Source organism: Pseudomonas sp. FW300-N2F2 (assembly GCF_017351655.1).
Lineage (GTDB): Bacteria > Pseudomonadota > Gammaproteobacteria > Pseudomonadales > Pseudomonadaceae > Aquipseudomonas > Aquipseudomonas fluorescens_AA.
In genome coordinates this window covers 625,004-651,770 of sequence record NZ_JACNDQ010000003.1, presented here as the reverse complement: position 1 = coordinate 651,770, position 26,767 = coordinate 625,004, and the positions used below count along the sequence as shown (strand labels likewise).

Here is a 26,767-nt window from a genome sequence, read left to right as displayed (position 1 = left end):
TCCAATTGCACTTGCAGATCAGAGGGGACGGCAGATCCAGTGCAGATAACGTCCCAACCCGGCAAACGCCGGATGGCGACGGTGGGCCAGTTCCATTTCCAGCAACTGCGCAAGTTCCACGCGGCCCTGGAACTCCACCGGCATGTAGTCATGGAAAACCCGCACACCACTCTGGCTTTCGACCTGCCACAGGCCTTCAAGTTGCGCCGCCAAATCTCGCGGATCAAGGGGTTGTTGCGGCGTCAGGCTCTGTTTTTCGCCGGCCATGTCATTTTTGCGTAACTTGCGGAAATGCCCCTTGAGCAGATTGCGATAGACCAGCGCGTCGCGGTTGTAGAACGCCAGGGACAGCCAACCGCCAGGCGCCGTCAGTTGATGCAGCACCGGCAGGATCGCGTGGGGCTCGGCCAGCCACTCCAGCACCGCGTGACACAGTACCAGGTCGTAAGGCTCGGTCAGTTGGCCGAGCAGGTCCTGCCACGGTGCCTGGATGAACGTGGCCTGCTGGCCGGCCTCGGCAAAACGCTGGCGAGCGCCTTCGAGCATGGGCTCGGCCGGCTCGGCCAGGGTCACCTGGTGACCGCGCTCGGCCAACCACAACGACATGTGGCCCAGGCCAGCGCCGATGTCCAGCACACGCAATGGACGCTGCGGCAAGGTTTCCAGCAGATCGGCCTGAAGCACCGCCAGGCGGATCGCCCCCTTGGCCCCGCCGTAGATTTTTTCCGCGAAGCGCGTGGCGAGCTGATCGAAATGACGGTCGCTCATTGGCCGAACCGCCGTTCGCTATCGGCCAGCTTGCTGCGCACCACGGCGTCCATGTCCAAGCCCAGCTCGCTGCAAAGCAGCAACAGGTACAACACGATGTCACCGACTTCCTGCCCGGCGTGGGCCAGTTTGTCCGCCGGCAACTGGCGCGACTGGTCCTCGGTCAGCCACTGGAAAATCTCCACCAGTTCGGCCATTTCCACACTGGCGGCCATGGCGAGGTTTTTCGGGCTGTGGAATTGCCGCCAATCGTTATGGTCACGAATGGCATGCAGGCGTGCGGTCAGTTCAACAAGGTTCATCGGGTTCTCCTGAATGCGCATAGCTTCAGGGGGATGACCGGGGAAGGCAAGAGTCTCGGTACGAAGCGACGGTTTGCCCCATAATCGAACCAACTCGGCCGCCACAGCTCCTACAATCAGGAGCCAACGGCTCAGTTCGGATTCCCTCCCATCAGGATGCACATATGCAGGTAGAAAGCTTTTTCGAATGGCTCGGCCAGGCGCTCGGTTCGGTAATCCGTTTCATCGTCGACCTGCTCAGCGGCCTCTTCAACACCCTGGCCAACGCCGGCGGCAACTTCGTCGATGGGCTGTCACGCACCTTGGGCATGGACACTTCGATCATCAGCATCATCGCGCTGATCCTCGGGCTGATGCTGCTGTACTCGGCCATCCGCGCCTTCATGCGGGCCTCGATCGTCATGGGCATCATCTGGCTGGTGCTGGGGTTGTGGTTGTTGAGTTGGATCATTCACTGACACTGGGATCGCTCCCCACCCCAGCGTTCGCACCGGACACCACCCGTGGCGAGGGAGCTTGCTCCCGCTGGGTGGCGAAGCCGCCCCAAATGAGCTGAAGCAATGTTCCAGACAGACCACATCGGCTGGTCTTGCGACTGCTTCGCAGCCGAGCGGGAGCAAGCTCCCTCGCCACGATGAGCCCGAGGTCACTTTAGAGGTCTGCGTGCTCCCTCTCTGCACCGGGCACGATCAATCCAAGAACCCGCTACAATCGCGCTCCACCAAGGAGCCCGCATGTCCAACCTGATCACCGACTGGCGCGACCGCCTGACCCATCGCCGGGTCTGGGCACTGGCTGCGCCAATGATTCTCTCGAACATCTCCGTGCCGCTGGTGGCGTTGGTGGACAGCACCGTCATCGGCCATTTGCCCCATGCCCATCAGTTGGGCGCCGTGGCGGTCGGGGCGAGTTTGTATACGGTGTTGGCGTGGGCCATGGGTTTCCTGCGCATGGGCACCACCGGGTTCGCCGCCCAGGCTGCCGGGCGGGGTGACGGGGCGGCGTTGCGACAAGTGTTGTTGCAAGGACTGCTGTTGGCGATGGGGCTGGCACTGCTGCTCGGTGCCGTCGGCGTGCCGTTGAGCGACGTGGCGTTGCATTTCATGCAGCCGTCCGCCGAGCTCAACCAGTTGACCCGCGACTTCTTCCACACCCGGCTCTTCGGCTTGCCGGCGGCGCTGGCCAGCTATGCGCTGGTGGGCTGGTTCCTCGGCGCCCAGAATGCCCGGGCGCCGTTGGCGATCCTGTTGGTGACCAACCTGGTCAACATCGCCCTGAATCTTTGGTTCGTGATCGGCCTGGACTGGGGCGTGACCGGTTCGGCCCGAGCGTCGGTGATTGCCGAGTGGACCGGAGCGCTGGTCGGCCTGGCCCTGGCTCGCAAGACTCTGCGAGCCTGGCCCGGGCAGATTGCCTGGGCGGCCCTGGGCGTGTGGCAGAACTGGCGTCCGCTACTGGCGGTGAACCGGGACATCTTCATTCGCAGCCTGGCACTGCAAGCGGTGTTTTTCCTGATCACGGTGCAAGGCGCGCGCCTGGGGGACGCAACCGTGGCGGCCAATGCCTTGCTGCTCAACGGCCTGCTGCTGACCGCCCATGCCCTGGACGGCCTGGCCCACGCCGTGGAAGCGCTGTGCGGCCATGCCATTGGCGCCCGCGACCGCCTGGCCCTGCGCCGCTCGCTGGTGGTGGCCGGCGGTTGGTCACTGATTGCAAGCCTCGGCTTTGCCCTGCTGTTCCTGCTCGCCGGCCACTTGTTCATCGATATGCAGACCGACATTCCCGACGTGCGCGCCACCGCTTACGACTACCTGCCCTACCTGGCGACCTTGCCGCTGATCGCGGTCTGGAGCTACTTGCTCGACGGCCTGTTCATCGGTGCCACCCGCGCCCGGGAAATGCGCAACGGCATGCTCTTGACCCTACTGCTCGTGTCGCCGATCGCCTGGATGCTGCTGGGCTTGGGCAACCATGGGCTGTGGATCACCTTCCTGCTGTTCATGGCCCTGCGCAGCCTGACCCTCGGTGCGTTTGCCTGGCACTTGCAGCGGCGTGACCGTTGGCTCGGCGCGCCGGCCCCATAACCTTCAATCCTGGCGACCCTGCCAGCGCCGCCGCAGGTGTTCGAGACGCTCACGCTGCGAACCACCCGCCGGCCCCGGGATGGGCCGGGCATCGGGGTATTGCAGGCGCAACCACAGCCAGTCATCGAGCACCGTCCGCTCGGTGAATCCCAACGCCAGCCCCTGCTGCAAATCCTCCCAGAGCCGACGGTAATCACGCCCGGTGGAACGGCACCATTGCCACGCGTGGCGCTCCAACAGGCATCGTTGCAACTGGCCCTGCTGTCGGTCGCTGAGGCCGTGTTCTTTCTCCAACGCCGCCACCGGCAGTCCCGGGTTGGACAGTTGTTGCCAGCCCTGGCTGCCGATCGCCCGGTCGGCCCACGTGCCGCCGAACCAGCGCGCCAGGCTGATCGGCCCCAACCAGCAACTGAGCTCATGGGAATCGCAACCGTCGAAGAAATAGCTGGCGGTGTGCGGGTTGTAGTAATTCAACAGGGCTTTGTGATGCAGGCCCAATGTCACCGTCAGCATCCGCCGCAGATGCGTGAGCAATTGCCCGACGGGCTTTGGGCTGGCCAACAACAACCCTGGCCAGGCGCGCGGATCCAGGTGACAAAGACTGACCAGCGCGGGTGATTGGCGCAGCTCCACCAACAGCGGGCCGTGCTCGCGAAGCCCATGCAACTCGGTGCCTTCGAACAGGGCAAAACGCCGGGCCTCGGCGAACTGCGCGTGCACCAGCCGCACCGCCTCAGGCGCACTCGGTACGTCCAGCAGCAACCACTGCGGCGTTGATCCAGGCACGGCCGCACTCATCGAGCAACGCCCGCGCCGCGCCCCATGAGCATGCGGCAGGTGCACAGCGGTTGGCCGCAGGGGTTGAAAGGCCCGCCTTCGGGCAACAGGCACAACAAGACCAGCGGCTCGGCCTCCCGCATCGCCGACAACAGCACCGGATCGACAACCGACCGCCCAAGTGTTTCGCCTGAAGATGACTCATCGGCAACCGCTGCCGAGGCAGGCTCGCCCAGAAATGCACTGATCAGCGGCCGATCCGGATCACCTTCGATAAAGCTCACCAGCACCTCGGTGCCGTCATACAGCGCAGCCGCCCCGCCGGCAGCCAGCTCCGGCGCCAAGGGCAGCCAGCAATGACTGGGGCTGGAGCCTTCGCCCTGATAGACCCAGTCGAATTCCACCGCCACGCGCCCCGCCCCCAGTTCCGGCGGCTCGTCCACCGCCACGACCCAGCCGCGTTGACGGCTCACCATGCGTGGTTTGGCCGGGACGCTGTCCGGCACGAACAGCACGCCCCGGGGAATGGCCTTGAAATGGTTGCCATACACACCCGCCTGGACGCGATGCTCGACCTTCGTCAACAGCCAGCGCCGGTTCCAACCGGCAAACGGATGGTCCGTCAATGTCAGCACCTGGCCACTGCGCAGGTTCGTCAGTTCGCTGCGCCCCTGGGCGACCTGCTGCCCCGACACATCGGTGTGCACGCTGAAGGTCCGCACCGCGGCAACCGGCCCGTCGTCCACGTAGACCGCCTTACCGGCGGGGGGAAAACTGTGCGGGTTATCGGCGAACACCAAGCAATGCCCGTCCCGCGTGTGTTCGAAATGAAAGTGGATACCCGCTCGGGCGCACACGCGCTGGAGGAACTGCAGGTCCGACTCGCGATACTGGGTACAGAAATCCTGCGGTGGATAATCGCCGCTCAGGTCCAGGCACAGGCGGCGGCCGCTGATGCCATGGGCCTTGAGCACCTGGCGAATGATCTGCGGCACCGAGCGAGCACTGAACACCCGCTGGCTGAAGCGCTGCGCCAGACAGGCCAGCTTCGGCCCGATACGCACCCGGCAACCGGCGCCGTGACGGTGTTGGACCAACTCATGGAGCTGCCCATGAATGCCCCGGCCCGGGGTCCCGAAACTCAACCAGGCGCTGCGGTACAGCAGGCTCGCCAAGTCCAGGTTCGCATCGTGCAACAGGAGCTCCACTTCATAGACAAAGGGTTCGCTGATGGCTTCGCTACCCGTGAAGGCCACCACGTCAACAGGCTCGGGCAGACCGGCTATTTCCAGACGAAATGCTGGCTCGCAGGCTGGATCGGACATCGGCGTTTCTCTACAGGAGGGGCGGTCGGGGATTCTCGCCGACCGCCATGGCCGAGTAGAGGGGCCAAGTACAGGTTAGGAAAGGGACTACACGAAATAAGGACATCACCGATTAAATGCACCGGTGGGAAGAAATAGCCGTGACGTAAACAAAAATGCCCTCCGGGACTATCCGAAAAAACCCGCGATGTGCGGTGTGTTTTCTGACAGCCCCGGTGGGCATTGAGGGAACGGCTATTGGCGCTGTCTCGCCATCAGGAAGACAGATACGACGAACGCGTCAGCCCCAGGCGCAGCGCATCGAGGAACTGGGTGCGCTCGGCGGCGCTGATGCGGGCGCTGGCGCACTTGTCGCGGTAGTGAGTCATCAACTCCTCCGGCGACAAGTGCACGTAGCGCAGCATGTCTTCGATGGTGTCGTGGGTTTCGATACCGGCGTGGTACACGCTGCCATCGGCGTTCTGGTAGATGTTCACCGAGTCGGTGTCGCCGAACAGGTTGTGCATGTCACCGAGGATTTCCTGGTAGGCGCCCACCAGGAAGATCCCCAGCAGGTAGTCTTCACCCGGATTGAGGGCGTGAACCGGCAGGCTGGTCTCGATGCTCTGCTCGTCGACGTATTGCTTGATCTTGCCGTCGGAGTCGCAGGTCAGGTCTTGCAGCACGGCGCGGCGCAGCGGCTCTTCGTCCAGGCGATGCAGCGGCAGGATCGGCAATACCTGGCCGATGGCCCAGGTGTCCGGCAGGCTCTGGAACACCGAGAAGTTGCAGATGTATTTGTCGGCCAGCTTGTCATTGAGCTCATCCAGCACCTGGCGGTGCGAGCGCTGGCGGGCCTTCAACGAGTTGTGCAGGCGACGGCACACGGCGAAGTAGCACTGCTCGGCCAAGGCTTTTTCCGCCAGGGTCAGCTTGCCGTCGGCATATTGGGTCGCCACGTCGCTCATGTAGTGCGTGGCGCGCCAGTAGGTCTCGGTGACCATCTCGATATCGGTCGGGCCCAGCAGGTCAACCAGCCATTGCACGGTTTCCGGCAGTTCCTGCTTGTTGTCGATCACCGGCACGTCGTCGTTGTGTTTCTCGACGTCGGTCACCTGCACCACCAGCATCGCGTGGTGGGCGGTCAGCGAGCGGCCGCTTTCCGAGAAGATGTGCGGGTGCGGCAGGCTCTGGGCATCGCAGAACTCCTTGAGCATGCCGACCACGACACCGGCGTAATCGTCCATGTCGTAGTTGATCGAACTGGCGTTGCGCGAGTGCGTGCCGTCGTAGTCCACGCCGAGGCCACCGCCGACGTCGATGTGATCCACCGGCAGGCCGAGATTGCGCAGCTCGCCGTAGTAACGGATCGCTTCCTTGAAGCCGTGCTGGTAGTCCGCCAGGTTGGCGATCTGCGAGCCCATGTGGAAGTGCAGCAGACGAATGCCCTGGTCCAGGCCAGCGGCGCGGAAGCGCTCGACCACCGACAGCAGTTGTGCGGCCGACAAGCCGAACTTGGACTTCTCGCCACCGGTATCGGCCCACTTGCTCGACGCCAGGGACGACAGACGCACGCGCAGGCCGACCTGTGGCTTGACCTTGAGCACCGCGGCCTCTTCGATCACCAGGCCGACTTCGGACTCTTTCTCGATGACGATGAAGACGTTGTGGCCCAGCTTCTGGCCCATCAGCGCCAGGCGGATGAATTCGCGGTCCTTGTAGCCGTTGCAGACGATGGTGCCGCCCTTCGGCGCGAGGGCCAGCACCGCCAGCAGCTCCGGCTTGGAACCGGCTTCCAGGCCGATGGAGACGTTCTGGGTGGCGATGATGTTCTCGATCACCGCTTCCTGCTGGTTGACCTTGATCGGGTAGAGCGCGGTGTACTTGCTCTGGTATTCCAGGCGCGCGATGTTGCTGTCGAACGCACCGGTCAGCTGGCGCACGCGGTCTTGCAGGATGTCGGGAAAGCGCACCAGCAAAGGCAGCGAGAGGCCGCTCTGGCGCAACTGGTCGACTTGCTCGAACAGGTCGATGGGCGAACTGCCGGGACCGTTCGGACGGACTTCGACGCGACCGGCTTCATTGATCGCGAAATACCCGGCCCCCCAATGGCGAATCCCGTAAACGCTGCGGCTGTCCGCAACTGTCCATTGGCTGCCATCGTCTTTGCGTGTGCGTCGTACGGACATCGAAGTCCCCTATAAAGAAGTCAAAATGCACCATCCGGTCGGAGGCTGGGGCAGTCTAGAGAGTGAAAATGACGAATTGCCTGTTAGCAAGGTAGACCCTGCTCCCAGCGATGAGTTTAGAAACCCGTTCAGAACAGGCTCTGTGAAAACCATGCGGGCGACCTCGAACGTCGGGTCCGGGTCAAGCCGAGGGTGGTTTTCACAGAAGCTGCTAGCCGCCGGATTTCTTTGCCTTGAAGCCGTGCTTGACCAGTTCCGCCAGCAGCAGCTCGACGTGATCGCCCTGGATCTCGATGATGCCGTCTTTCAACGCACCACCGGTACCACAACGCTTCTTCAATGTGGTGGCCAGTTCCTTGAGCGCATCTTCGGCCAACGGCACGCCGGTGATCGTGGTCACCGTCTTGCCGCCGCGACCTTTGCTTTCACGGCGCACACGGGCAATGCCGTCACCGGCAGGGATGGCGGTCTGTTTGCAGATGCAGGCATCCACCGGTTGACGGCAATCAGGGCAATGACGACCGGCGTCGGTAGAAAATACCAGGCCGCCCAGGGCGGCGAAGGATGCGGCTTTTTTGGCCACCGGCAATCCTCTTGGGAGGACAAAGACTGGTCGGGGGGAGAACGTGCCTCGACCGCGAAACCCCACTCAGGCAGGGGCAGCGCTACTGGACCGCAGACGCGGTTCAGCTTGAAAAGTCGCGCAGTGTAACGGCAAAAAGCCGACTTGCTAAGGGCCAATCAGCGCCAATTTATAGCTTCTTTGCGACGTCGCCACCCTGGGCACGCAAATAGCGTTCAAGCGCCGCCAGGGAGTCCGGGCAGTAAGGCATGCGCTGGATTTCATCGAGCACCTGTTCAAGCGGCAGGAAACACGCTTCGAGGACTTCTTCAGGCTGCAGGACCAGCGGGCCGTCCCACACCGCCGAGAACGCCGAACACCACAGGCGACTGCCGGGGTCTTCGAAATAAAAATGATCGTGGGCGGTCAGTTCCACGCCGCTCACGCCCAGTTCTTCCGCCAGCTCACGGGCGGCCGACTCGGCGTAGGTCTCGTCGGCCTGGACCATGCCGCCCGCCGCCACGTCCCAGAAACCTGGATAGATGGCCTTGCTCAGGGTGCGCCGGTGAACACACAGTTCACCGGCCGAATTGAACAGCATGATGTAGGTGCCACGCCCGATCAGGCCGCGCTCGCGCAGCTGCGAACGCACCAGGCTGCCGAGCAGGTTGTCGTGCTCGTCGACCCACGCGATCAGCTCGGCATCCGAGGCCGCTCGGTGAGCGACCTCCCGGGGGCTTTCGCTCATGGATCAGCCCTGGTTCAGCAGTTGCCGCAAGTCGATGACCGCTGCGTTGGCCCGGGAAATGTAGTTGGCCATGACCAGCGAGTGGTTCGCCAGAACACCGAAGCCGCTGCCGTTGAGGATCATCGGGCTCCAGACCGGTTCCTGGGACGCTTCCAGTTCACGAATGATCTGCCGTACGCTGACCGTGGCGTTCTTTTTCGCCAGCACATCGGCGAAGTCCACTTCGATGGCGCGCAGCAGGTGCGACAGTGCCCAAGCCTGGCCGCGGGCTTCATAGAACACGTTGTCGATCTGCAGCCATGGGGTCTCGACCACCTCTTCGTCCACCTGCGGCACTTGGCCCGGGGCCGTGACTTCGGTTTTCAGCGAGGTGTTGAGCTTGACCCGGCCAACGCTGGCCGACAGGCGCTGGGACAACGAGCCCAGGCGCGTACCGACGTCCCCCAGCCAGTTGTTCAGGTTGTCGGCGCGGGCGTAGAACAGCGCGCTTTTCTGGTTCGGATCGGACAGCCGGGCCTGGTAGCGGCTCAGGGAATTGATGCCTTCCTGGTATTCGGATTCGCTGGAAGGCAGCACCCAACTGCGGTTGTCGAAGTTGAAGCGCGGCTCGGCCTTGGCCAGGTCGGCGTCCTCGGCGGACTGGGACTGGGAACGGGCGAAGTCCTTGCGCAGGGCGCGGCTCAGGTCGCGAACCTGCACCAGCACGCCGTATTCCCAGCTCGGCATGTTGTCCATCCACAGGCCTGGCGGGAAGCGGTCGTTGGAAATGTAGCCGCCTTGCTTGGTCAGCAGGGTCCCGGCCACGGTCTTGAGCGTCTCGACCGTGGTGTAGCCCACCACCATTTGGCGGCCATCCTTCTCGGCTGCGGCCTGGGCGTTCTGCTGCACGGGGAACAACGCGGGCTCCTGGCTCCAGTACCAGCCCAGGGCAATGGTCACCAGCAGGTAAAGGCCGATCAGCGTGGCCAGTGCGCGGCTGAAAAAAAGCCCACCCAGGTAGCTGCGGGTGTCCGATTTCGGCTCGGCGGCACGTTCAGGCGCGCTGCCCGCGCGGTTTTTCCAGTCCAGCATGGCGATGTTCCTTCAATCACTTGAGTTCTCGATTCGACCACAACCCTACGCCATCGTGCCTGATTTGAAACGCGATAATGCGGCGCCAACCATGCCGGGCGCGACAGGGCAATCGAACACCACTATAAAGGAAGCGTTGCCATCGGCCTACGAGACTGTCCGGTCACAAACTGAATTAGGCGACTGGACAGAATATTGACGTATGACACTCATAAGGAGGAAAAGAGGTGCTAGCATAGAGCCACCAGTCGACCTCAGCATGCACCCTAACTAGTAGTCAGGATATGACCGAGCCAGAAGACCCCAGCCGTGAGCGCCTCAAGCACCACTTTGCCCAGCGGGTAATTCATCAGGCTCGCCAGATGCTGGAGATTTGGCAGCGCCTGCAACGCAGTGAGTGGTCAAGCACCGATCTGTCGGAGCTCAGCGAAGCCAATCTGCGCTTGCTGCGCTTTGCCGAGCGCTTCGAACAGCCCGAGCATTCCCAACTGGCCCAAGGCATCAGCCAGTCGCTGCAAGCGGTGGACGCCAATCGCGGACGCCTGAGCAGCCAACTGATCACCGAAATCAACCGACTGATGCAGCGCTTGTCTCGCACCGGCCTGCGCCACGGCGACCAGCTCGAACAGACCTTCCTGCCGCCGCTGCGCAAACCCATCTACGTGATGCTGCAGGACCATGACCGCGCCGAACGCCTGGCCAAGCAATTGGAGTTCTTCGGCCTCAGCGCCCAGGCGCTGGACAGTGTCGCGGCATTTCGGGCCTCGATGGTCGAGCGCCTGCCGGCGGCGATTGTCATGGACGTGGACTTCAGCGGCCCGGGCACCGGCCTGAAACTGGCCGCCGAAGCTCAGGAAGGCCTGGAACAACCGTTGCCGCTGTTGTTCTTCAGCTTGCTGGAAACCGACACCCCGACACGCCTGGCCGCGGTACGCGCTGGCGGGCAGGAATTCCTCACCGGCACCCTCGAAGCCTCGAGCCTGCTGGAAAAGATCGAAGTGCTGACCTGCGTTGCCCAGTACGACCCCTACAAAGTGCTGATCATCGATGACTCCCGCGCCCAGGCCTTGCACACCGAGCGGCTGCTCAACAGCGCCGGCATCATCACCCGCACGCTGATCGAGCCGATCCAGGCCATGGCCGAGCTGGCGGATTTCCAGCCCGACCTGATCATCCTCGATATGTACATGCCGGCCTGCACCGGCACGGAACTGGCCAAGGTCATCCGTCACAATGACCGCTATGTCAGCGTGCCGATCATCTACCTGTCCGCCGAAGACGACCTGGACAAGCAACTCGACGCCATGAGCGAAGGTGGCGACGACTTCCTGACCAAACCGATCAAGCCCCGGCACTTGATCACCACCGTGCGCAACCGTGCCGCCCGGGCGCGCAACCTCAAGGCGCGGATGGTGCGCGACAGCCTCACCGGCCTGTACAACCACACCCATATCCTGCAACTGCTCGAGGATTGCAGCTTCCGCGCTCGTCGCGAAGGCAAGCCCCTGAGCTTCGCCATGCTCGACATCGATCACTTCAAACGGGTCAATGACAGCCACGGCCACCCCATGGGCGACCGGGTGATCAAGAGCCTGGCGCTGTTTCTCAAGCAGCGCCTGCGCAAGACCGACTTCATCGGCCGTTACGGCGGCGAAGAGTTCGCCATCGTCATGCCCGACACCGACATCGACGCTGCCTGCAAAGTGCTGGATGAGATTCGCCAGCGCTTTGCCGAAATCCACTATCCGGCCCAGCCCCAGGACTTGTGGTGCACCTTCAGCGCTGGCGTGGTGGAGATGAGCGATGATTCCGACAGCCTGATGATGGCCAGCCAGGCGGACGAAGCGCTGTACCGTGCCAAGCACGCCGGACGCAACCGGGTACAGAGCGCCCGGCAATCAAAGCAAAGTGCCACCTTTTCATCGGAATCGACTGACTCGGTCATAAACCTGTAACGCAAACGCAATAACTTCAGGCACTTACGATTCTGCCCTCGGTAGACCCTTGATGCGCCTGAAGCTGCTGACCAATCTCAACACCGTTCTTTTAGTTGCCGTATGCCTGGGCCTCGGGGTCACCTTGTGGTGGTCGCAGATCGCCCTGGAACGGCCCTACTTGCTGATGGAGCGCTACCTGGGCCTGTCGCGGCAATTCCAGGGCGAAGTGGCGCGCAACATCGAGGACTACCTGGCCAGCGGCGACGCCTTGCGCCTGAGCGCGGCCACCCAGGCCTTGGAGACGCTGCAGAAAGACCTCGACCAGTTTCCCCCGGAGCTGGCCAAGACCCTGCGTCCGAGCCTGTCGAACCTCGACGGCTTCAGCAAGACCGATCTGCTGGCCGCCGGCAAACTGGCTGGCGATCCGCAGGCCTTGTTGTTGCAAGCCGAGCGTGAACTGAGCGCCAGCCTCGATCAACTGGCCCAATACGCCAACGGCGTCCCGGCCTACCTGCCCCCGTTGTTTTCCGCTGCGCAGCACCTGGGCCGGTTGTCCCTCACGCGGGACAAACTGGTCAGCAGCGGCCGTAGTGAATTGGCCGCCGATGTCGAACGGGAACTGGCGAGCATCCGTGTCGAGGCCGAACGCCTCGACAGCCTGCCCCTGCTGGGTGTCACCGCCAGCAGTGAATCGGGCAGCGATGATTTCGCCGCGCTGATGGGCCTGGAGACCCAGGAAAAAACCGCCGCCGAAGATGCGGGCATCGCCCTCAAGCGCGAACTCAACAGCCTGCTCGGCCGTTACCCGGCGGAATTGACCCGCACCCGCGAACAGATCCAGAAACGCACCGAGCTGAGCAATGCCACGCACCTGAAGATCGCCGACGTGCAAACGGCGATCGATACCCTGGAACCGGCGGTACGGGCGCAGCATGGGCAGATCCAGGGGGAGGTTCGCATGATCCAGGGGGTGATGATCGGCCTGATCCTGCTGATCGCGCTGCTCATCGACACCTTGCAGCGGCGCCTGGCCCGCACCTTGACGCACCTGGCTCCAGCCCTGTCGACCTGGGCCGAGGGGGACTTCAGCCGAGACATCCACGTAGGCGCCAGCAACCGCGAAATGCAGGACATCGAGGCTTCGCTCAATCGCCTGCGCGCTTACCTGGTGGACCTGGTGGGCACTATTCGAGTGAACGCCGAACAGGTCGCCGGCAGCAGCCGGACCCTGGCCGAGCTGAGCGGCGAACTGCACAGTGGTGCGGAGGATCAGGCCGACGATACGGCGCTGATCCGTGATTCCCTCAGCGAGCTGGAAGCGACCATCCAGCAAGTGGCCGGCGATGCCAGCCAGGCCGCAGACGCCAGCCGCAGCGCCGGGCAAGCGGTGGAGCAAGGGCAGAAAGTCATCGGCCTGAGCCTCACGGGCCTGCATGCGTTGGTGGGGGAAGTGCAAGGCAACGCGCAGATGATCGAGCAACTGGCCGAGGAATCGGCCACCATCGGCGGCGTGCTGACGGTGATTCGCTCGATTGCCGACCAGACCAACCTGCTGGCGCTCAACGCGGCCATCGAAGCGGCTCGCGCCGGGGAAATGGGCAGGGGCTTTGCGGTGGTGGCCGAGGAAGTTCGCTCCCTGGCCCAGCGCACGGCCGGCGCCACTGCCGAAATCCAGACACTGATCGCCCGCCTGCAACTGGCCGCGCGCCAATCGGTGGACGGCATGCGCGCCCAGGTCGAACACGCCGAAGCCACCGCCAACCAGGCGCAAGCGGCCGACGGTGCGCTGGATGAGATCGTCGGTGCCATCCAGACCATCTCCGACACGGCGGTACGCATCGCCGACGTCACCGCCCAGCAAAGCGGCGCCGTCAGCGAAATCCGCGATCACAGCGAGCGGATTCACCAACTGGGCGCAGACAACCTGCTGCGCATCGGCGAGGGCCGGGAACAGGGTGACAATCTCCTGGTGCTGGGCGGACGTTTGCACACCGCCGTGCAGGCATTTCGGGTTTAGCGCCACAGACTGCATGAATCACTGTGGGAGCGAGCCTGCTCGCGATAGCGGTGGGTCAGCTTGCATCGATGCTGGATGTGCCGCCGTCATCGCGAGCAAGCTCGCTCCCACATTGATTCGGGAGGCCCGGGAATTGATGCTCACCGCAAATCCCCTGTGGGAGCGAGCTTGCTCGCGATAGCAGTGGGTCAGCTTGCATCGATGCTGGATATGCCACCGTCATCGCGAGCAAGCTCGCTCCCACACTGGATCTCGGCCGCCCACAAGTCCGGCGGTCACCACAACTTCCCTGTGGGAGCGAGCTTGCTCGCGATAGCAGTGGGTCAGCTTGCATCGAGGTTGGATGTGCCACCGTCATCGCGAGCAAGCTCGCTCCCACACTGGATCTCGGCCGCCCACAAGTCCGGCGGTCACCACAACTTCCCTGTGGGAGCGAGCTTGCTCGCGATAGCAGTGGGTCAGCTTGCATCGATGCTGGATGTGCCACCGTCATCGCGAGCAAGCTCGCTCCCACACTGGATCTCGGCCGCCCACAAGTCCGGCGGTCACCACAACTTCCCTGTGGGAGCGAGCTTGCTCGCGATAGCGGTGGGTCAGCTTGCATCGATGCTGGATGTGCCACCGTCATCGCGAGCAAGCTCGCTCCCACACTGGATCTCGGGCGCCCACAAGTCCGGCGGTCACCACAACTTCCCTGTGGGAGCGAGCTTGCTCGCGATAGCGGTGGGTCAGCTTGCATCGAGGTTGGATGTGCCGCCGTCATCGCGAGCAAGCTCGCTCCCACATTGATTCGCGGAGCCCTGGAATCGATGCTGCCACGGGGGTGCGGTTTGTGACCGCATGACCGGATCAGAGACCTGGGTCACAAATTTCGCGCAAACATCGCTCATCGTGCTGGCTATTGCCGAGAACTGGACAGTCATTAAGGCTTTGCGGCATAGTCGCCGGGTTCTGATAACTGCTCACAGATAACAAGGAACAGCAGATGGCGACCCTATTGGTCCTGCACGGACCCAACCTGAACCTGCTGGGCACCCGTGAACCGGGCGTCTACGGCGCCGTGACACTGGCCCAGATCAACCAGGACCTGGAGCAGCGGGCCCGCAACGCCGGCCATCATTTGCTCTATCTGCAAAGCAACGCCGAATATGAACTGATCGACCGCATCCATGCCGCGCGTGGCGAAGGCGTGGATTTCATTTTGATCAATCCAGCAGCTTTTACACATACAAGTGTCGCATTACGTGACGCGCTGCTGGCGGTGAGCATCCCATTCATCGAAGTGCACTTGTCCAACGTGCACAAACGCGAACCTTTCCGCCATCACTCCTACTTCTCCGATGTAGCAGTGGGAGTGATCTGCGGCCTTGGCGCCAGCGGTTACCGACTGGCCCTGGAGGCCGCCCTAGAGCAGCTTGAACAACAAGCTATACGCCCCTGACCGACCCTTGGGAGTTGATGATTCATGGATATCCGTAAAGTTAAGAAATTGATCGAATTGCTGGAAGAGTCCGGCATCGACGAGCTTGAGATCAAGGAAGGCGAAGAGTCCGTACGCATCAGCCGCCACAGCAAGACCCCGGCCCAACAGTTCTATGCACCGGCCCCGATGCAGGCTCCGGCCGCCGCGCCTGCTCCAGCAGCAGCCCCGGTTGCCGCCGCAGCACCAGCCGCACCGGCGGCACCGACGCTGAACGGCACTGTCGCTCGTTCGCCAATGGTGGGCACGTTCTATCGCAAGTCTTCGCCATCCTCGCCGTCCTTCGTTGAAGTCGGCCAGACCGTGAAGAAAGGCGACACCCTGTGCATCGTCGAAGCCATGAAGATGATGAACCACATCGAAGCTGAAACCAGCGGTGTGATCGAATCCATCCTCGTCGAAGACGGCCAGCCGGTTGAGTACGACCAACCGCTGTTCACCATCGTTTGAACCGCGGAGAGCCTTTGATGACTGCGAAGTTGGAAAAAGTTCTGATCGCTAACCGCGGTGAGATCGCCCTGCGGATTCTGCGTGCCTGCAAAGAGATGGGCATCAAGACCGTCGCCGTTTACTCCAAGGCCGACAAAGAACTGATGCACCTGGGCCTGGCGGACGAATCCGTCTGCATCGGTCCGGCGTCGGCTGCGCACTCCTACCTGCACATCCCGGCGATCATCGCCGCTGCCGAAGTGACCGGCGCCACCGCCATTCACCCGGGCTACGGTTTCCTGGCGGAAAACGCCGACTTCGCCGAACAGGTGGAAAACTCCGGTTTTGCCTTCATTGGTCCGAAAGCCGACACCATCCGCCTGATGGGCGACAAGGTTTCGGCCAAGCACGCCATGATCGCTGCTGGTGTACCGACCGTTCCGGGTTCCGACGGCCCGCTGCCTGAAGACGAAGAAACCGCTTTGCGCATCGGTCGCGAAGTCGGTTATCCGGTGATCATCAAGGCCGCTGGCGGCGGCGGTGGTCGCGGCATGCGCGTGGTACACAAGGAAGAAGACCTGATTTCCTCGGCGAAACTGACCCGCTCCGAAGCTGGCGCGGCGTTCGGCAACCCGATGGTCTACCTGGAAAAATTCCTGACCAACCCGCGTCACGTCGAAGTCCAGGTGCTGTCCGACGGTCAGGGCCAGGCCATCCATCTGGGCGACCGCGACTGCTCGTTGCAACGTCGTCACCAGAAGGTCCTCGAAGAAGCGCCGGCACCGGGCATCGACGAGAAAGCGCGCGAGGAAGTCCTGGCACGTTGCGTCAAGGCGTGTATCGACATCGGCTATCGCGGCGCCGGTACCTTCGAGTTCCTCTACGAGAACGGTCGTTTCTACTTCATCGAAATGAACACCCGTGTTCAGGTGGAGCACCCGGTTTCGGAAATGGTCACCGGTATCGATATCGTCAAGGAGATGCTCAGCATCGCCGCCGGCAACAAGCTGTCGTTCACCCAGGATGACGTGGTCATCCGCGGTCACGCGCTGGAATGCCGGATCAACGCCGAAGACCCGAAAACCTTCATGCCAAGCCCAGGCACGGTCAAGCATTTCCATGCCCCGGGCGGCAATGGCGTTCGCGTCGATTCGCACCTGTACAGCGGTTATGCCGTTCCGCCGAACTACGATTCGCTGATCGGCAAGCTGATCACCTACGGGGCGACCCGTGACGAAGCCATGGCGCGCATGCGCAATGCGCTGGACGAAATCGTGGTAGACGGGATCAAGACCAACATCCCGCTGCACCGCGATCTCGTACGTGACGAAGGCTTCTGCAAAGGCGGCGTCAACATCCATTACCTGGAGCACAAGCTGGGCAACCAGCACTGATGCTTCACGTGATGTAAAAAGACCCCGGTCCATTGGCCGGGGTCTTTTTTTGCGCGAGCCTCAAAAGGGCAAGTGACGGATCACTTCAACTCCACCATGGAATACGCGTGTGATTCGACCTTCGCAGCATTCGCCCGCCTCCCCTGCTGGGTGAGCACGACGCCGTTGGCATTTTCGACCAGGATGTCGCTGCGCATGCGCGCCATGAATCCGCGAGCTCGCATGGACACCGGGTCAGTGTTGTTCTTCGCTCGCGCCAGGACGGGTATGTAAAAGCGTTCGACCTGGCTGCCGGACGTCTTGAATACCGACGTGACACCCGTGCGCAGATCCAGTGACACGCCATAGTTATTGCCCAGGCAGGAAGAATACGACCAGTGATCCCAGGTCGGTCGCAGCCCGTGCTTCCTCATCACCTGCCTGACCGGCTCGCCGATGTCAGCCCCCGTCAACCAGTCCCCGCCGACCAGGGTGGCACGAACATCCTTGGCCGATCCCCCCAGGCGCCGCATCACATCCCGGACACTTCGCTCGATCAGCGCGCGGATGTTGTGATCGAAATGAATGACCGCCCCGACCCGGGTGGTCGGGTTGTACAACGAAGCGATCACGCACGTCTGTGCATTGAGCGAGAACAGGTAGTTGTCCGCCGCCTCGCTGAACCTCGTCACCACGGCCTCGCCCTGCAACGCGCCCCTGGTCACGTCAGGGAAGACATGCCCGGGGAACGCCTCGCGCAAATCGCCTATGCGCCCCAGGTTTCGCACCTCATCATTGCCCCCGCTCAACCCGACTTTGTTATGGGTCCACTTGCCATTCGCCATCCTGCGGATGGGCAATTTGTAAATAGCGCCGGGACGCCGGGCATCCACCAGGCACAGGCCGCCAAAGTAAGGGTCCCTCTTCACCTGGTAGTACCTGCCCCCGCTCGCGATGTAGTAAGTGCTCCGCGGTTGCGAAGCACTGGGCGGGCTGCGATAGGTGCCGAAAAAAATCCCCTCCTCCGTCACCAACTGCAGATTCCCTGGTGTTTTGCCGACCGCCTGCTGCGGCTTGAGGCGAATGGCCGGAACCAGCGGCCCGGACTCTTTGGCGACCACCGATGACGCATGTCTCAAGCGTTGCGCAGACAATGACAAGGGCTTCACTGCGTGCTGCAAGTGCCTGGCCACGTGCCCCAGTGCCGTGGCCATGCTGGCGGCGCCGAGAGTGGCGAACAGCCCCCCCCAAGTCGCGATCAGCCAGTGACCGAGCGCGCCCTCCGTGTCGCCTTCCACGTGTCTCTGGACGGCCTGCCTGGCGCTGACGGCAATCAAGCCAACGTCCAGCAACAAGGCAAAGGGCGGATAAACCATGCACACCGGAACGGCGGCGAAGACCAGGCCCTGGAATACCTGGTTGCGGATCATTTCGGCACGACTGGTGGTGATGTCCTCCACATCGGTGACAGCGCGCTCGATGCCGGCATCGAACTCGGCACGGATATCAATCAACCGATTGAGTTCACGCAATGTGTCGACACGAGTGGTCCCGGCCGCCAGCCCCACCAGTGTCCGCCCCACGGCGGCACGCGCCACGAGTGCGACCCGCTCCAGTACGTAATCGTGCAATTGCGCGGCGATGCTCCCGGAAAACGCCAGGTACGGGCGAAACAGGATGCCGTCCGGCGCGTCGGGTGTGTACAACCAGTAAGAGGCCTTCGGATCGAAGTAGGTGAACACGTAGACGCCCAACACCACATGGCCGGCGACGGTCAGCTTGATCACGCCTTCACGCGTCACGGCGACACCGGGGTACGTGGCGCTGTTTGCAGGTCGCCCATCGCTCAATAGCGTCACTTGCCGGGTGAGCCACTGGAACGCTTCGGCGCTCAACAGCGACTTGCCGTAGGCCACACGCAGGTCGCGGTCCATCCTGGCCAACAGCATGTAGCAGTAAGCCTCGCGGCGATTTGCATACTCGGGCGCCGTGGCGTCGAGGAATCCAGCACGGATGTGCCTGGCATATCGCTCACCCAAGTAGGCCACGCGAATATAGGACGCCAGATCGGCACTGCGAACCTGCGCCAAATCCTGCCCGACAGAAGAACGCACGCCCTTGGCGGGGTCGTCGATGTCCGCGTTGCGCTCGTATCCGTAGATGGCCAGGTCCAACAGGCTGGTGGTTTTTTTCTCGGCGGCCAGCCCCGGACTGTAGTCGATGAAGACCGTGGCCGGATCGACTGCCTCAAGCACCCCCTTGCTGCGCATGTAGGGCGCGATCATGTCGGCGAAGGTACGCTTGGCGAAGTCCATGAACACTTCATAGCCTACGAACTGCTCATCGAATACTTGCTGCTGAACCAAAAACTCCTGGCTCAAACCGCTGATGTTGCGCCGGGACTCGAGCGGCAATGCCGAGTACCAGCGAGGCGACTCATTCAGCTCCACGTGTGCCAGGTTATTGGCCAGGCCGGTCGAGACAGCATTTTGCAGACAGGTCCTGAAACTTGCCTGCATGCCCCTGAGGTCTTGTTCCAGATCCCAGGAAACCGGTTTTTCCATCACGCGGGCAAAGTACGCCCGGGCCTGTCCACGATCAGTCGGCGAGAGTTGCTGCAACAGGTATTCGCGACCGGCCTCGTGTTGGGTCCAGGCCCCGACTTCGCCGCTCAGGGCCCGCAGCGAGGGCAATTCGATCCATTCCTGGCCATCGGGTTTGCCGGGGGCAAACAGCAGCAGGCCACTGACAGCACCGCCCACGTCTTCACGATAAAACACCAGGAGATCGGCACACTTCAGGCCATGGGGAAGCATCAGGCTGGCGACACGCAACCCGCCGGCGACTGGCGTTGCAATGTCGCTTTCCCAGAGGGCTGCAAGGTGGTCATGGCTGGTCACCGACAACTGGCCTGCACAACGGGCGACAAACGCACTGTGCTGCAACCGCGCCACAAACCAATCGAGCATGGCGTCCTTCAGGTCCCCCCTCTCATACCGCTCGGCCAAGGCTGGCAAGTACCCGGCAGGCGCGTCGACGCTGGCCAACAACTGCGCAATGAAGGCCAGTGAAAGAGGCTGGTTACGGAGCATGCCGCCGTTCTCCACCAGGAACACCGACACCGCGTCCGGCCGGACCGAGCCTGCCGCCACCAGCTCACTCAGGCTGTAGGTGCGTATGGGCTGACCAACGACCGTTCGCCACTGCACCTGCACACGAATGCTGTCCGGCTCGACCTCCATGTCCAACTCGTGCCTGACATAGTCCCTGGCCAATTGCCGAGCGAAGGCCCGCAGCGAGCCCAGGCCATCGACCCGCTCATCCACCGCCGCCTGCGCCAGCGCGGCCTGGCTCTCGAAAGCCCGCAACAATTCACGATCTGGAGGGCTCAGCACCCGCAGCCAATGCGGCAATTGCAATCGCGCCAACGCGCCAAGGTCCCGGCGCTCGGCCGTGGTTGCCAAGGCGGTCAAGCGACTCGTCCCGCGCCAGGCGTCCTGGAGTGCTTCGATCTGCTCTCGCAACTCATCGACACCCAGGCCAACCAGACGGTCAGGCCGAAACAGCTCGTCGACCGCGACCCTGTGCCCATCCAGTTTTTGCCTGACCACGTCTTCAAGGGAGGCATCGTGCGCCGGCATTCGCCAATGCCGCCGCAGATAGTCCTTGTAGTGATCGACGAACCTTGAGGCCACGCCCTCCACCGCCTGGACAACGAATGCCCGGCGCTCGGCCGCAAAACCCAAGTCTGGCCCGTCGGGCCAACGGTAGGGCGCGTCCTGCTCCTGGTCATACACCAAAGGTGCCTGGTCGATCATGCGCAGCAGCACGGCATCGAGCAGCGTGCCCAGGAAGTGTGGATCGATGTTGCCTTGGTAATGGTAGGTGCGCAGCTCGACGAGCAAGTATTCTTCCAGCACCTCCAGCAGGCTCATCTGGGTGTGCAGTCGCGCCTCGATCGCCTCCTGCCAACGTGTCAGTTTCTCCAGGGTCGCCTGTGCGGTCGCCACCGGCGGGGAATCGACCGACCCCGTGCGCTCCATGTTGCCTTGCCGTCCGGCAATGATGTCCATACACAATCCTCCCTGCTGTGTGGACCGGCACCTTATCCGCCCTGCGACATGCCCATGGCATACATATATATATATATCGAAACACCGCCCCGACGACGCGAGACTCGCTTATCCACTTTGGCGGCGACCTGGCGTACACTGCGCGCCTTTGCAGCCCTGCGCTGCCCCCTGTGGATTTTTTCAAAGGTGCCCGCCATGCCTTGGCTGCAAGTACGCCTGGCCATCAGCCCGGAACAAGCCGAAACCTACGAAGACGCGTTTCTTGAAGTAGGCGCTGTATCGGTAACCTTCATGGACGCCGAAGACCAGCCGATCTTCGAGCCGGAGCTCAATACCACCCCGCTGTGGTCCCACACCCACCTGCTGGCCCTGTTCGAAGGCGGCACCGAGGCGGCCAGCGTGCTGGCCCACCTCGAACTGCTGACCGGCAGCCCGCTGCCCGAGCATCACAGTGAAGTGATCGAGGATCAGGATTGGGAACGCAGCTGGATGGACAACTTCCAGCCGATGCGTTTCGGCCAGCGCCTGTGGATCGTCCCTAGCTGGCATGCCGCGCCAGAGCCGGACGCGGTCAACCTGCTGCTGGACCCGGGCCTGGCGTTCGGCACCGGCACCCACCCGACCACCGCGCTGTGCCTGGAATGGCTCGACGGCCAGGACCTGAAGGGCTGCAACGTACTGGACTTTGGCTGCGGCTCGGGGATCCTGGCGATTGCCGCGCTCCTGCTGGGCGCCCGGGAAGCGGTCGGCACCGACATCGACGTCCAGGCCCTGGAAGCCTCCCGCGACAACGCCGGGCGCAACAACATCGCCGAAGCCCTGTTCCCGCTGTATTTGCCCCAGGACTTGCCACAAGTCCAGGCCGATGTGCTGGTGGCCAACATCCTGGCCGGCCCGCTGGTATCCCTGGCGCCGCAACTGTCGAGCCTGGTCAAGCCGGGCGGACGCCTGGCGCTGTCGGGCATCCTCGCCGAACAAGGTGAAGAAGTCGCCGCCGCTTATGCCGCGGACTTTGACCTGGACCCGATCGCCAATCGCGATGGCTGGGTGCGCATCACCGGACGTCGGCGCTAGAATGAGCGCCTGTATCCACCGGATTGCCGCATGACTGACAGCTTCGTCACCCAGTGCCCGCATTGCCAAACCCGTTTTCGCGTCAGCCATGCTCAATTGAGCGTGGCCCGCGGGGTGGTTCGTTGCGGCTCGTGCCTGCAGGTGTTCAATGCCGCACAACAGTTGCTGGAACAACGCACAGCCAAGCAAGCGGTACCTGCCGTCGCGCCACCCGCCAAGCCGGCCGCCGAAGCCCCGCCCCGGGCTATCAGCCAGAAACAGTGGAGCGCCGCCGAGCTGGATCTGGATGACCTGGACAAGGAACTGGCGCGCCTGGAGCGCCGCGACAATCGCGCCCCGGGCAATGCCGGCCGGCGCCGGGAAGACAACCTGAGCGCGCAACGCGATTCGCTCTCCAGCGAACAGCAAACCTGGCCCGATAGCCTGTACAGCGAAACCTCGAACGAGCGCGTCGAAACCGTCCTCGATACCCCCTTCGAACCGTTCGAACCCCACGAACCGGCGCGACCGCCGCGTACCGAGCCGTCCCTGTCCCTGGCCCTCGAACCGCTGGAACCGGACGACGAGCCGGCCGCCCCGCTCCACCTCGCGCCGGAAGACGAGCCCGACGAACACCTCGAGCGCCTGTCCGCCACCGATGACCACGACCACGACCACGACGATGAGCCCGAGCGACCGCTGCCACTGCGCAAGTCACGGGAACGCCAGGAGCCGGGGATACGCGCCGAGGCCCTCCACGACCTCGACGACGACCCGCTGCAACTGGACTGGCGCAAACGCCGCTCGCCCTGGGGCCGACGCCTGTTGTGGGCCCTGCTGATCCTGCTCGCCGCCGCAGCCCTGGGTGGCCAGTACATCGCCTACCATTTCGAAGAACTGGCCCGCCAGGACCAGTACCGGCCGTGGTTCCTGCAAATCTGCCCGACCATCGGTTGCGACGTACCGTCCAAGGTCGACATCGCCAAGATCAAAAGCAGCAACCTGGTGGTGCGCAGCCATCCGGAGTTCAGCGGCGCCCTGGTGGTGGACGCGATCATCTACAACCGTGCGCCCTTCTCCCAACCTTTTCCGTTGCTGGAGCTGCGCTTTGCCGACCTCAACGGGCACCTGATCGCCAGCCGTCGCTTCAAGCCCGGGGAGTACCTGGGCGGCGATCTCGAGGGCCGCGGCGAAATGCCGCCGCAAACGCCCATCCACATCGCGCTGGATATCCTGGATCCGGGTCCCAAGGCGGTGAACTACAGCTTGAGCTTTCATTCCCCCGAATGAAACCGGCCAGGGTCGGCCAATTGACGGCAGCTTTCTGACTGACCCCACCCAGACCAAACCGCTGGCGATAACAAAATAGCTGTTCAGATTTTATCCAATTCGATCTTTATCCAGTCATCGAGAGCGGGTATCATGCCAACCCTTTTTCGAAGTCTCATGATCCGGCCCCACTTCAGGGAAGTCCTATGTCGGCGGTACGCATCGGCCCATATACATTGCAGAACGGCCTGGTTCTCGCCCCTATGGCGGGCGTCACCGACCAGCCCTTTCGTCAGTTGTGCAAACGCTTGGGCGCAGGACTGGTGGTGTCGGAAATGGTCACCAGCGACATGAGTTTGTGGAACACCCGCAAATCGCGTCTGCGCATGATCCACGAAGGCGATCCCGAGCCCCGCTCGGTACAGATCGCCGGTGGCGACGCCCAGATGCTGGCGGAGGCGGCCCGGGCGAATGTCGAGCTGGGGGCGCAGATCATCGACATCAACATGGGTTGCCCGGCGAAAAAGGTCTGCAACAAGGCCGCAGGCTCGGCACTGTTGAAAGATGAAGCGCTGGTCACCGAGATCCTGCAGGCCGTAGTGGCCGCGGTCGATGTGCCGGTGACCCTGAAGATCCGCACCGGGTGGGACCGGGAGAACAAGAATGGCCTGGTGGTGGCGAAGATCGCCGAACAGGCGGGCATCACGGCGTTGGCGGTCCATGGCCGCACCCGTGCCGACCTGTACACCGGCGAAGCCGAGTACGACACCATCGCCGCGATCAAGCAGGCGGTGTCGATTCCGGTCTTTGCCAACGGCGACATCGACTCGCCCGAGAAGGCCCGGTATGTGCTGGACGCGACCGGTGCCGATGGCCTGTTGATCGGCCGGGCCGCCCAGGGGCGGCCATGGATTTTTCGTGAGATCGAACACTACCTGCGCACTGGCGAAAAGCTGGCGGCGCTGCAGTTGTCCGAGGTGGAACGTATTCTGCTAGAGCATCTGGCCGCGCTACATGCCTTCTACGGAGAAGTCATGGGCGTACGCATCGCTCGCAAGCATGTGGGCTGGTATCTCGCAACCCTGCCGGGCGCCAGGGAGTTTCGCGCCCGTTTCAATCGTTTGGATGGTACGCAAGCACAATGCGCCGACGTTCAGGCGTTCTTCGCTGAGCGTTACAAGAGCCTGACAGGGGACGAAGGGGTGGCCGCATGACGATGATGACCGAGACTTTAGTGAGTGGAACAGCACCCGTGAGCGACAACGTGAATTTGAAACAGCACCTCAATACGCCCAGCGAAGAAGGTCAGACCCTTCGCGGGAGTGTCGAGAAGGCGCTGCACAATTATTTCGCCCACCTTGAGGGCGCTGCCGTCACGGATGTGTACAACCTGGTGCTTTCCGAAGTCGAGGCACCGCTGCTCGAAAGCGTGATGAACTACGTCAAGGGCAACCAGACCAAGGCCAGTGAGCTGCTGGGCCTGAACCGCGGCACCCTGCGCAAGAAACTCAAGCAGTACGATCTGCTGTAAGCATTCAATCAAACCAGAAAGGCGCCCGCATAAAAAACGGTCGCCTTTTTTGCTGACTTCCCTTGCTTTTGATGGAAATTGAAATGACCGACCAGACCACCCGCCTGCCGATCCGCCGCGCCTTGATCAGCGTCTCCGACAAGACCGGGATCCTCGAATTCGCCCGCGAGCTGCAACAGCTGGGCGTCGAGATTCTCTCCACCGGCGGGACCTTCAAGCTGCTGCAGGACAACGGCGTCGCCGCAGTGGAAGTCGCGGACTACACCGGTTTTGCGGAAATGATGGACGGTCGGGTCAAGACCCTGCACCCGAAAATCCACGGCGGCATCCTGGGCCGTCGCGGCATCGACGACGCCATCATGAACGAACACGGCATCAAGCCGATCGACCTGGTGGCGGTCAACCTCTACCCGTTCGAAGCCACCATCAACAAGCCTGGCTGCGACCTGCCGACCGCCATCGAGAACATCGACATCGGCGGCCCGACCATGGTCCGCTCGGCGGCCAAGAACCATAAGGACGTGGCCATAGTGGTCAACGCCAGCGACTACGCCAGCGTGCTGGAGAACCTCAAGGCCGGTGGCCTGACCTACGCCCAGCGTTTCGACCTGATGCTCAAGGCCTTCGAACACACTGCCGCCTACGACGGCATGATCGCCAACTACATGGGCACCGTGAACCAGGCCGCCGAAACCCTGTCGACCGAAGGCCGCAGCGAATTCCCGCGCACCTTCAACACCCAGTTCGTCAAGGCACAGGAAATGCGCTACGGCGAGAACCCGCACCAGAGCGCGGCGTTCTACGTGGAAGCCAAGCCGGCCGAAGTCGGCATTGCCACCGCCACCCAACTGCAAGGCAAGGAACTGTCGTTCAACAACGTGGCCGACACCGACGCCGCGCTGGAATGCGTGAAGAGCTTCGTCAAGCCAGCCTGCGTGATCGTCAAGCATGCCAACCCGTGCGGCGTGGCCGTGAGCCCGGACGCCGAGGGCGGCATCCGCCAGGCCTACGAACTGGCCTACGCCACCGACACCGAGTCGGCCTTCGGCGGCATCATCGCCTTCAACCGTGAACTGGACGCCGAGACCGCCAAGGCCATCGTCGAGCGCCAGTTCGTCGAAGTGATCATCGCCCCTTCCGTCAGTGAAGAAGCCCGCGCCATTGTTGCCGCCAAGGCCAACGTGCGCCTGCTGGCCTGCGGCCAATGGTCGGCCGATCGTGCGCCGGCCTGGGACTACAAGCGCGTCAATGGCGGCCTGCTGGTCCAGAGCCGTGACATCGGCATGATCGGCAGCGAAGACCTGAAAGTGGTGACCCGCCGCGCCCCGAGCGAGCAGGAAATCAACGACCTGATCTTCGCCTGGAAAGTCGCCAAGTACGTCAAGTCCAACGCCATCGTCTACGCCAAGAACCGCCAGACCATCGGTGTCGGCGCCGGCCAGATGAGCCGCGTGAACTCGGCCCGCATCGCCGCCATCAAAGCTGAACACGCCGGCTTGCAGGTACAGGGCGCGGTCATGGCCTCCGATGCGTTCTTCCCGTTCCGCGACGGCATCGACAACGCGGCCAAGGTCGGCATCACCGCCGTGATCCAGCCGGGTGGCTCGATGCGTGACGCTGAAGTGATCGCCGCTGCCGACGAAGCCGGCATCGCCATGGTGTTCACCGGCATGCGCCACTTCCGTCACTGATACACCGCCCCCCTGTGGGAGCGAGCTTGCTCGCGATAGCGTCGGCTCAGCCAGCATTGAAGTCCGCTGACACACCGCCATCGCGAGCAAGCTCGCTCCCACAGAAAAG

Annotated in this window: 21 protein-coding genes; 12 read left to right on the top strand and 9 right to left on the bottom strand. The window is 62.9% G+C overall.

The annotated features are described in order from the left end of the window. Window positions 1–18 precede the first annotated feature (18 nt). Entirely contained in the window at window positions 19–768 is a 750-nt protein-coding gene (locus tag J4E63_RS23610; protein WP_060739336.1) for a methyltransferase, read from the bottom strand. Then, on the bottom strand, window positions 765–1,070 hold the full coding sequence (locus J4E63_RS23605) for a MazG-like family protein (protein ID WP_060739337.1): 306 nt from the start codon (window positions 1,068–1,070) through the stop codon (window positions 765–767). The genes J4E63_RS23610 and J4E63_RS23605 overlap by 4 nt, the downstream gene beginning before the upstream one ends. Before the next feature lie 164 nt (window positions 1,071–1,234). Here J4E63_RS23605 and J4E63_RS23600 point away from each other — a divergent pair, with 164 nt between their 5' ends. Beyond that, complete coding sequence (locus tag J4E63_RS23600) at window positions 1,235–1,528, top strand: hypothetical protein (protein WP_003197447.1); 294 nt, start codon at window positions 1,235–1,237, stop codon at window positions 1,526–1,528. Window positions 1,529–1,804: 276 nt separating this feature from the next. Next, a complete protein-coding gene (locus tag J4E63_RS23595) occupies window positions 1,805–3,154 on the top strand; it encodes an MATE family efflux transporter (protein WP_207283509.1) in 1,350 nt (449 codons plus the stop codon). 3 nt (window positions 3,155–3,157) lie between these two features. Here the strand turns inward: J4E63_RS23595 and J4E63_RS23590 are convergent, their stop codons facing one another. From J4E63_RS23590 to J4E63_RS23565, 6 genes are all read right to left on the bottom strand, one after another. After that, window positions 3,158–3,952 carry a DUF4123 domain-containing protein gene (locus J4E63_RS23590; protein ID WP_207283508.1) on the bottom strand — a complete coding sequence of 265 codons (795 nt, stop codon included), beginning with the start codon at window positions 3,950–3,952 and terminating at the stop codon, window positions 3,158–3,160. Continuing rightward, window positions 3,949–5,256, bottom strand: coding sequence for a type VI secretion system Vgr family protein (locus J4E63_RS23585; protein ID WP_207283507.1), 1,308 nt, complete (start codon window positions 5,254–5,256; stop codon window positions 3,949–3,951). The genes J4E63_RS23590 and J4E63_RS23585 overlap by 4 nt, the downstream gene beginning before the upstream one ends. Window positions 5,257–5,510: 254 nt before the next feature. Continuing rightward, the gene (gene speA / locus J4E63_RS23580) at window positions 5,511–7,424 is read right to left on the bottom strand and encodes an arginine decarboxylase (protein WP_060739342.1); all 1,914 of its coding nucleotides are present in this window, start codon (window positions 7,422–7,424) and stop codon (window positions 5,511–5,513) included. Between the two features lie 211 nt (window positions 7,425–7,635). Beyond that, entirely contained in the window at window positions 7,636–8,007 is a 372-nt protein-coding gene (locus J4E63_RS23575) for a translation initiation factor Sui1 (protein ID WP_003197435.1), read from the bottom strand. A 169-nt stretch (window positions 8,008–8,176) separates the two neighbouring features. Beyond that, entirely contained in the window at window positions 8,177–8,734 is a 558-nt protein-coding gene (locus tag J4E63_RS23570; RefSeq protein WP_207283506.1) for an NUDIX hydrolase, read from the bottom strand. 3 nt (window positions 8,735–8,737) lie between these two features. Next, entirely contained in the window at window positions 8,738–9,805 is a 1,068-nt protein-coding gene (locus tag J4E63_RS23565; RefSeq protein WP_060739344.1) for a DUF2333 family protein, read from the bottom strand. A 284-nt stretch (window positions 9,806–10,089) separates the two neighbouring features. On the opposite strand from J4E63_RS23565, the gene gcbA reads away from it, so the two are divergent. From gcbA to accC, 5 genes are all read left to right on the top strand, one after another. After that, the gene (gene gcbA / locus J4E63_RS23560) at window positions 10,090–11,760 is read left to right on the top strand and encodes a diguanylate cyclase GcbA (RefSeq protein ID WP_207283505.1); all 1,671 of its coding nucleotides are present in this window, start codon (window positions 10,090–10,092) and stop codon (window positions 11,758–11,760) included. Window positions 11,761–11,812: 52 nt separating this feature from the next. Further along, window positions 11,813–13,759, top strand: coding sequence for a methyl-accepting chemotaxis protein (locus J4E63_RS23555; RefSeq protein WP_207283504.1), 1,947 nt, complete (start codon window positions 11,813–11,815; stop codon window positions 13,757–13,759). A gap of 985 nt (window positions 13,760–14,744) precedes the next feature. Continuing rightward, window positions 14,745–15,200 carry a type II 3-dehydroquinate dehydratase gene (aroQ, locus tag J4E63_RS23550; RefSeq protein WP_072410269.1) on the top strand — a complete coding sequence of 152 codons (456 nt, stop codon included), beginning with the start codon at window positions 14,745–14,747 and terminating at the stop codon, window positions 15,198–15,200. A 24-nt stretch (window positions 15,201–15,224) separates the two neighbouring features. Then, complete coding sequence (gene accB / locus J4E63_RS23545; protein ID WP_053118072.1) at window positions 15,225–15,689, top strand: acetyl-CoA carboxylase biotin carboxyl carrier protein; 465 nt, start codon at window positions 15,225–15,227, stop codon at window positions 15,687–15,689. A gap of 17 nt (window positions 15,690–15,706) precedes the next feature. Next, window positions 15,707–17,062: an acetyl-CoA carboxylase biotin carboxylase subunit gene (gene accC, locus J4E63_RS23540; RefSeq protein WP_092204787.1), complete on the top strand. Its 1,356-nt coding sequence runs from the start codon at window positions 15,707–15,709 to the stop codon at window positions 17,060–17,062. 80 nt (window positions 17,063–17,142) lie between these two features. Here the strand turns inward: accC and J4E63_RS23535 are convergent, their stop codons facing one another. After that, a complete protein-coding gene (locus J4E63_RS23535) occupies window positions 17,143–21,114 on the bottom strand; it encodes a dermonecrotic toxin domain-containing protein (RefSeq protein WP_207283503.1) in 3,972 nt (1,323 codons plus the stop codon). Between the two features lie 195 nt (window positions 21,115–21,309). Between J4E63_RS23535 and prmA the strand changes: the two genes are divergently transcribed. From prmA to purH, 5 genes are all read left to right on the top strand, one after another. Continuing rightward, on the top strand, window positions 21,310–22,188 hold the full coding sequence (prmA, locus tag J4E63_RS23530) for a 50S ribosomal protein L11 methyltransferase (protein ID WP_013692161.1): 879 nt from the start codon (window positions 21,310–21,312) through the stop codon (window positions 22,186–22,188). 30 nt (window positions 22,189–22,218) lie between these two features. Then, window positions 22,219–23,457, top strand: a complete 1,239-nt coding sequence (locus J4E63_RS23525; RefSeq protein ID WP_207283502.1) for a DUF3426 domain-containing protein — start codon at window positions 22,219–22,221, stop codon at window positions 23,455–23,457. 185 nt (window positions 23,458–23,642) lie between these two features. Next, window positions 23,643–24,650: a tRNA dihydrouridine synthase DusB gene (gene dusB, locus J4E63_RS23520; protein ID WP_207283501.1), complete on the top strand. Its 1,008-nt coding sequence runs from the start codon at window positions 23,643–23,645 to the stop codon at window positions 24,648–24,650. Further along, window positions 24,647–24,967, top strand: coding sequence for a DNA-binding transcriptional regulator Fis (gene fis, locus J4E63_RS23515; protein WP_007921650.1), 321 nt, complete (start codon window positions 24,647–24,649; stop codon window positions 24,965–24,967). The genes dusB and fis overlap by 4 nt, the downstream gene beginning before the upstream one ends. Before the next feature lie 83 nt (window positions 24,968–25,050). Continuing rightward, window positions 25,051–26,658 carry a bifunctional phosphoribosylaminoimidazolecarboxamide formyltransferase/IMP cyclohydrolase gene (gene purH / locus J4E63_RS23510; protein ID WP_060739352.1) on the top strand — a complete coding sequence of 536 codons (1,608 nt, stop codon included), beginning with the start codon at window positions 25,051–25,053 and terminating at the stop codon, window positions 26,656–26,658. Window positions 26,659–26,767 lie beyond the last annotated feature (109 nt).

Bases quoted from the DNA above. Each gene is read 5' to 3' on its own strand.
- J4E63_RS23610 (WP_060739336.1), bottom strand. From the start codon at position 768: ATGAGCGACCGTCATTTCGATCAGCTCGCCACGCGCTTCGCGGAAAAA.
- J4E63_RS23605 (WP_060739337.1), bottom strand. From the start codon at position 1,070: ATGAACCTTGTTGAACTGACCGCACGCCTGCATGCCATTCGTGACCAT.
- J4E63_RS23600 (WP_003197447.1), top strand. From the start codon at position 1,235: ATGCAGGTAGAAAGCTTTTTCGAATGGCTCGGCCAGGCGCTCGGTTCG.
- J4E63_RS23595 (WP_207283509.1), top strand. From the start codon at position 1,805: ATGTCCAACCTGATCACCGACTGGCGCGACCGCCTGACCCATCGCCGG.
- J4E63_RS23590 (WP_207283508.1), bottom strand. From the start codon at position 3,952: ATGAGTGCGGCCGTGCCTGGATCAACGCCGCAGTGGTTGCTGCTGGAC.
- J4E63_RS23585 (WP_207283507.1), bottom strand. From the start codon at position 5,256: ATGTCCGATCCAGCCTGCGAGCCAGCATTTCGTCTGGAAATAGCCGGT.
- speA (WP_060739342.1), bottom strand. From the start codon at position 7,424: ATGTCCGTACGACGCACACGCAAAGACGATGGCAGCCAATGGACAGTT.
- J4E63_RS23570 (WP_207283506.1), bottom strand. From the start codon at position 8,734: ATGAGCGAAAGCCCCCGGGAGGTCGCTCACCGAGCGGCCTCGGATGCC.
- J4E63_RS23565 (WP_060739344.1), bottom strand. From the start codon at position 9,805: ATGCTGGACTGGAAAAACCGCGCGGGCAGCGCGCCTGAACGTGCCGCC.
- gcbA (WP_207283505.1), top strand. From the start codon at position 10,090: ATGACCGAGCCAGAAGACCCCAGCCGTGAGCGCCTCAAGCACCACTTT.
- J4E63_RS23555 (WP_207283504.1), top strand. From the start codon at position 11,813: ATGCGCCTGAAGCTGCTGACCAATCTCAACACCGTTCTTTTAGTTGCC.
- aroQ (WP_072410269.1), top strand. From the start codon at position 14,745: ATGGCGACCCTATTGGTCCTGCACGGACCCAACCTGAACCTGCTGGGC.
- accB (WP_053118072.1), top strand. From the start codon at position 15,225: ATGGATATCCGTAAAGTTAAGAAATTGATCGAATTGCTGGAAGAGTCC.
- accC (WP_092204787.1), top strand. From the start codon at position 15,707: ATGACTGCGAAGTTGGAAAAAGTTCTGATCGCTAACCGCGGTGAGATC.
- J4E63_RS23535 (WP_207283503.1), bottom strand. From the start codon at position 21,114: ATGGACATCATTGCCGGACGGCAAGGCAACATGGAGCGCACGGGGTCG.
- prmA (WP_013692161.1), top strand. From the start codon at position 21,310: ATGCCTTGGCTGCAAGTACGCCTGGCCATCAGCCCGGAACAAGCCGAA.
- J4E63_RS23525 (WP_207283502.1), top strand. From the start codon at position 22,219: ATGACTGACAGCTTCGTCACCCAGTGCCCGCATTGCCAAACCCGTTTT.
- dusB (WP_207283501.1), top strand. From the start codon at position 23,643: ATGTCGGCGGTACGCATCGGCCCATATACATTGCAGAACGGCCTGGTT.
- fis (WP_007921650.1), top strand. From the start codon at position 24,647: ATGACGATGATGACCGAGACTTTAGTGAGTGGAACAGCACCCGTGAGC.
- purH (WP_060739352.1), top strand. From the start codon at position 25,051: ATGACCGACCAGACCACCCGCCTGCCGATCCGCCGCGCCTTGATCAGC.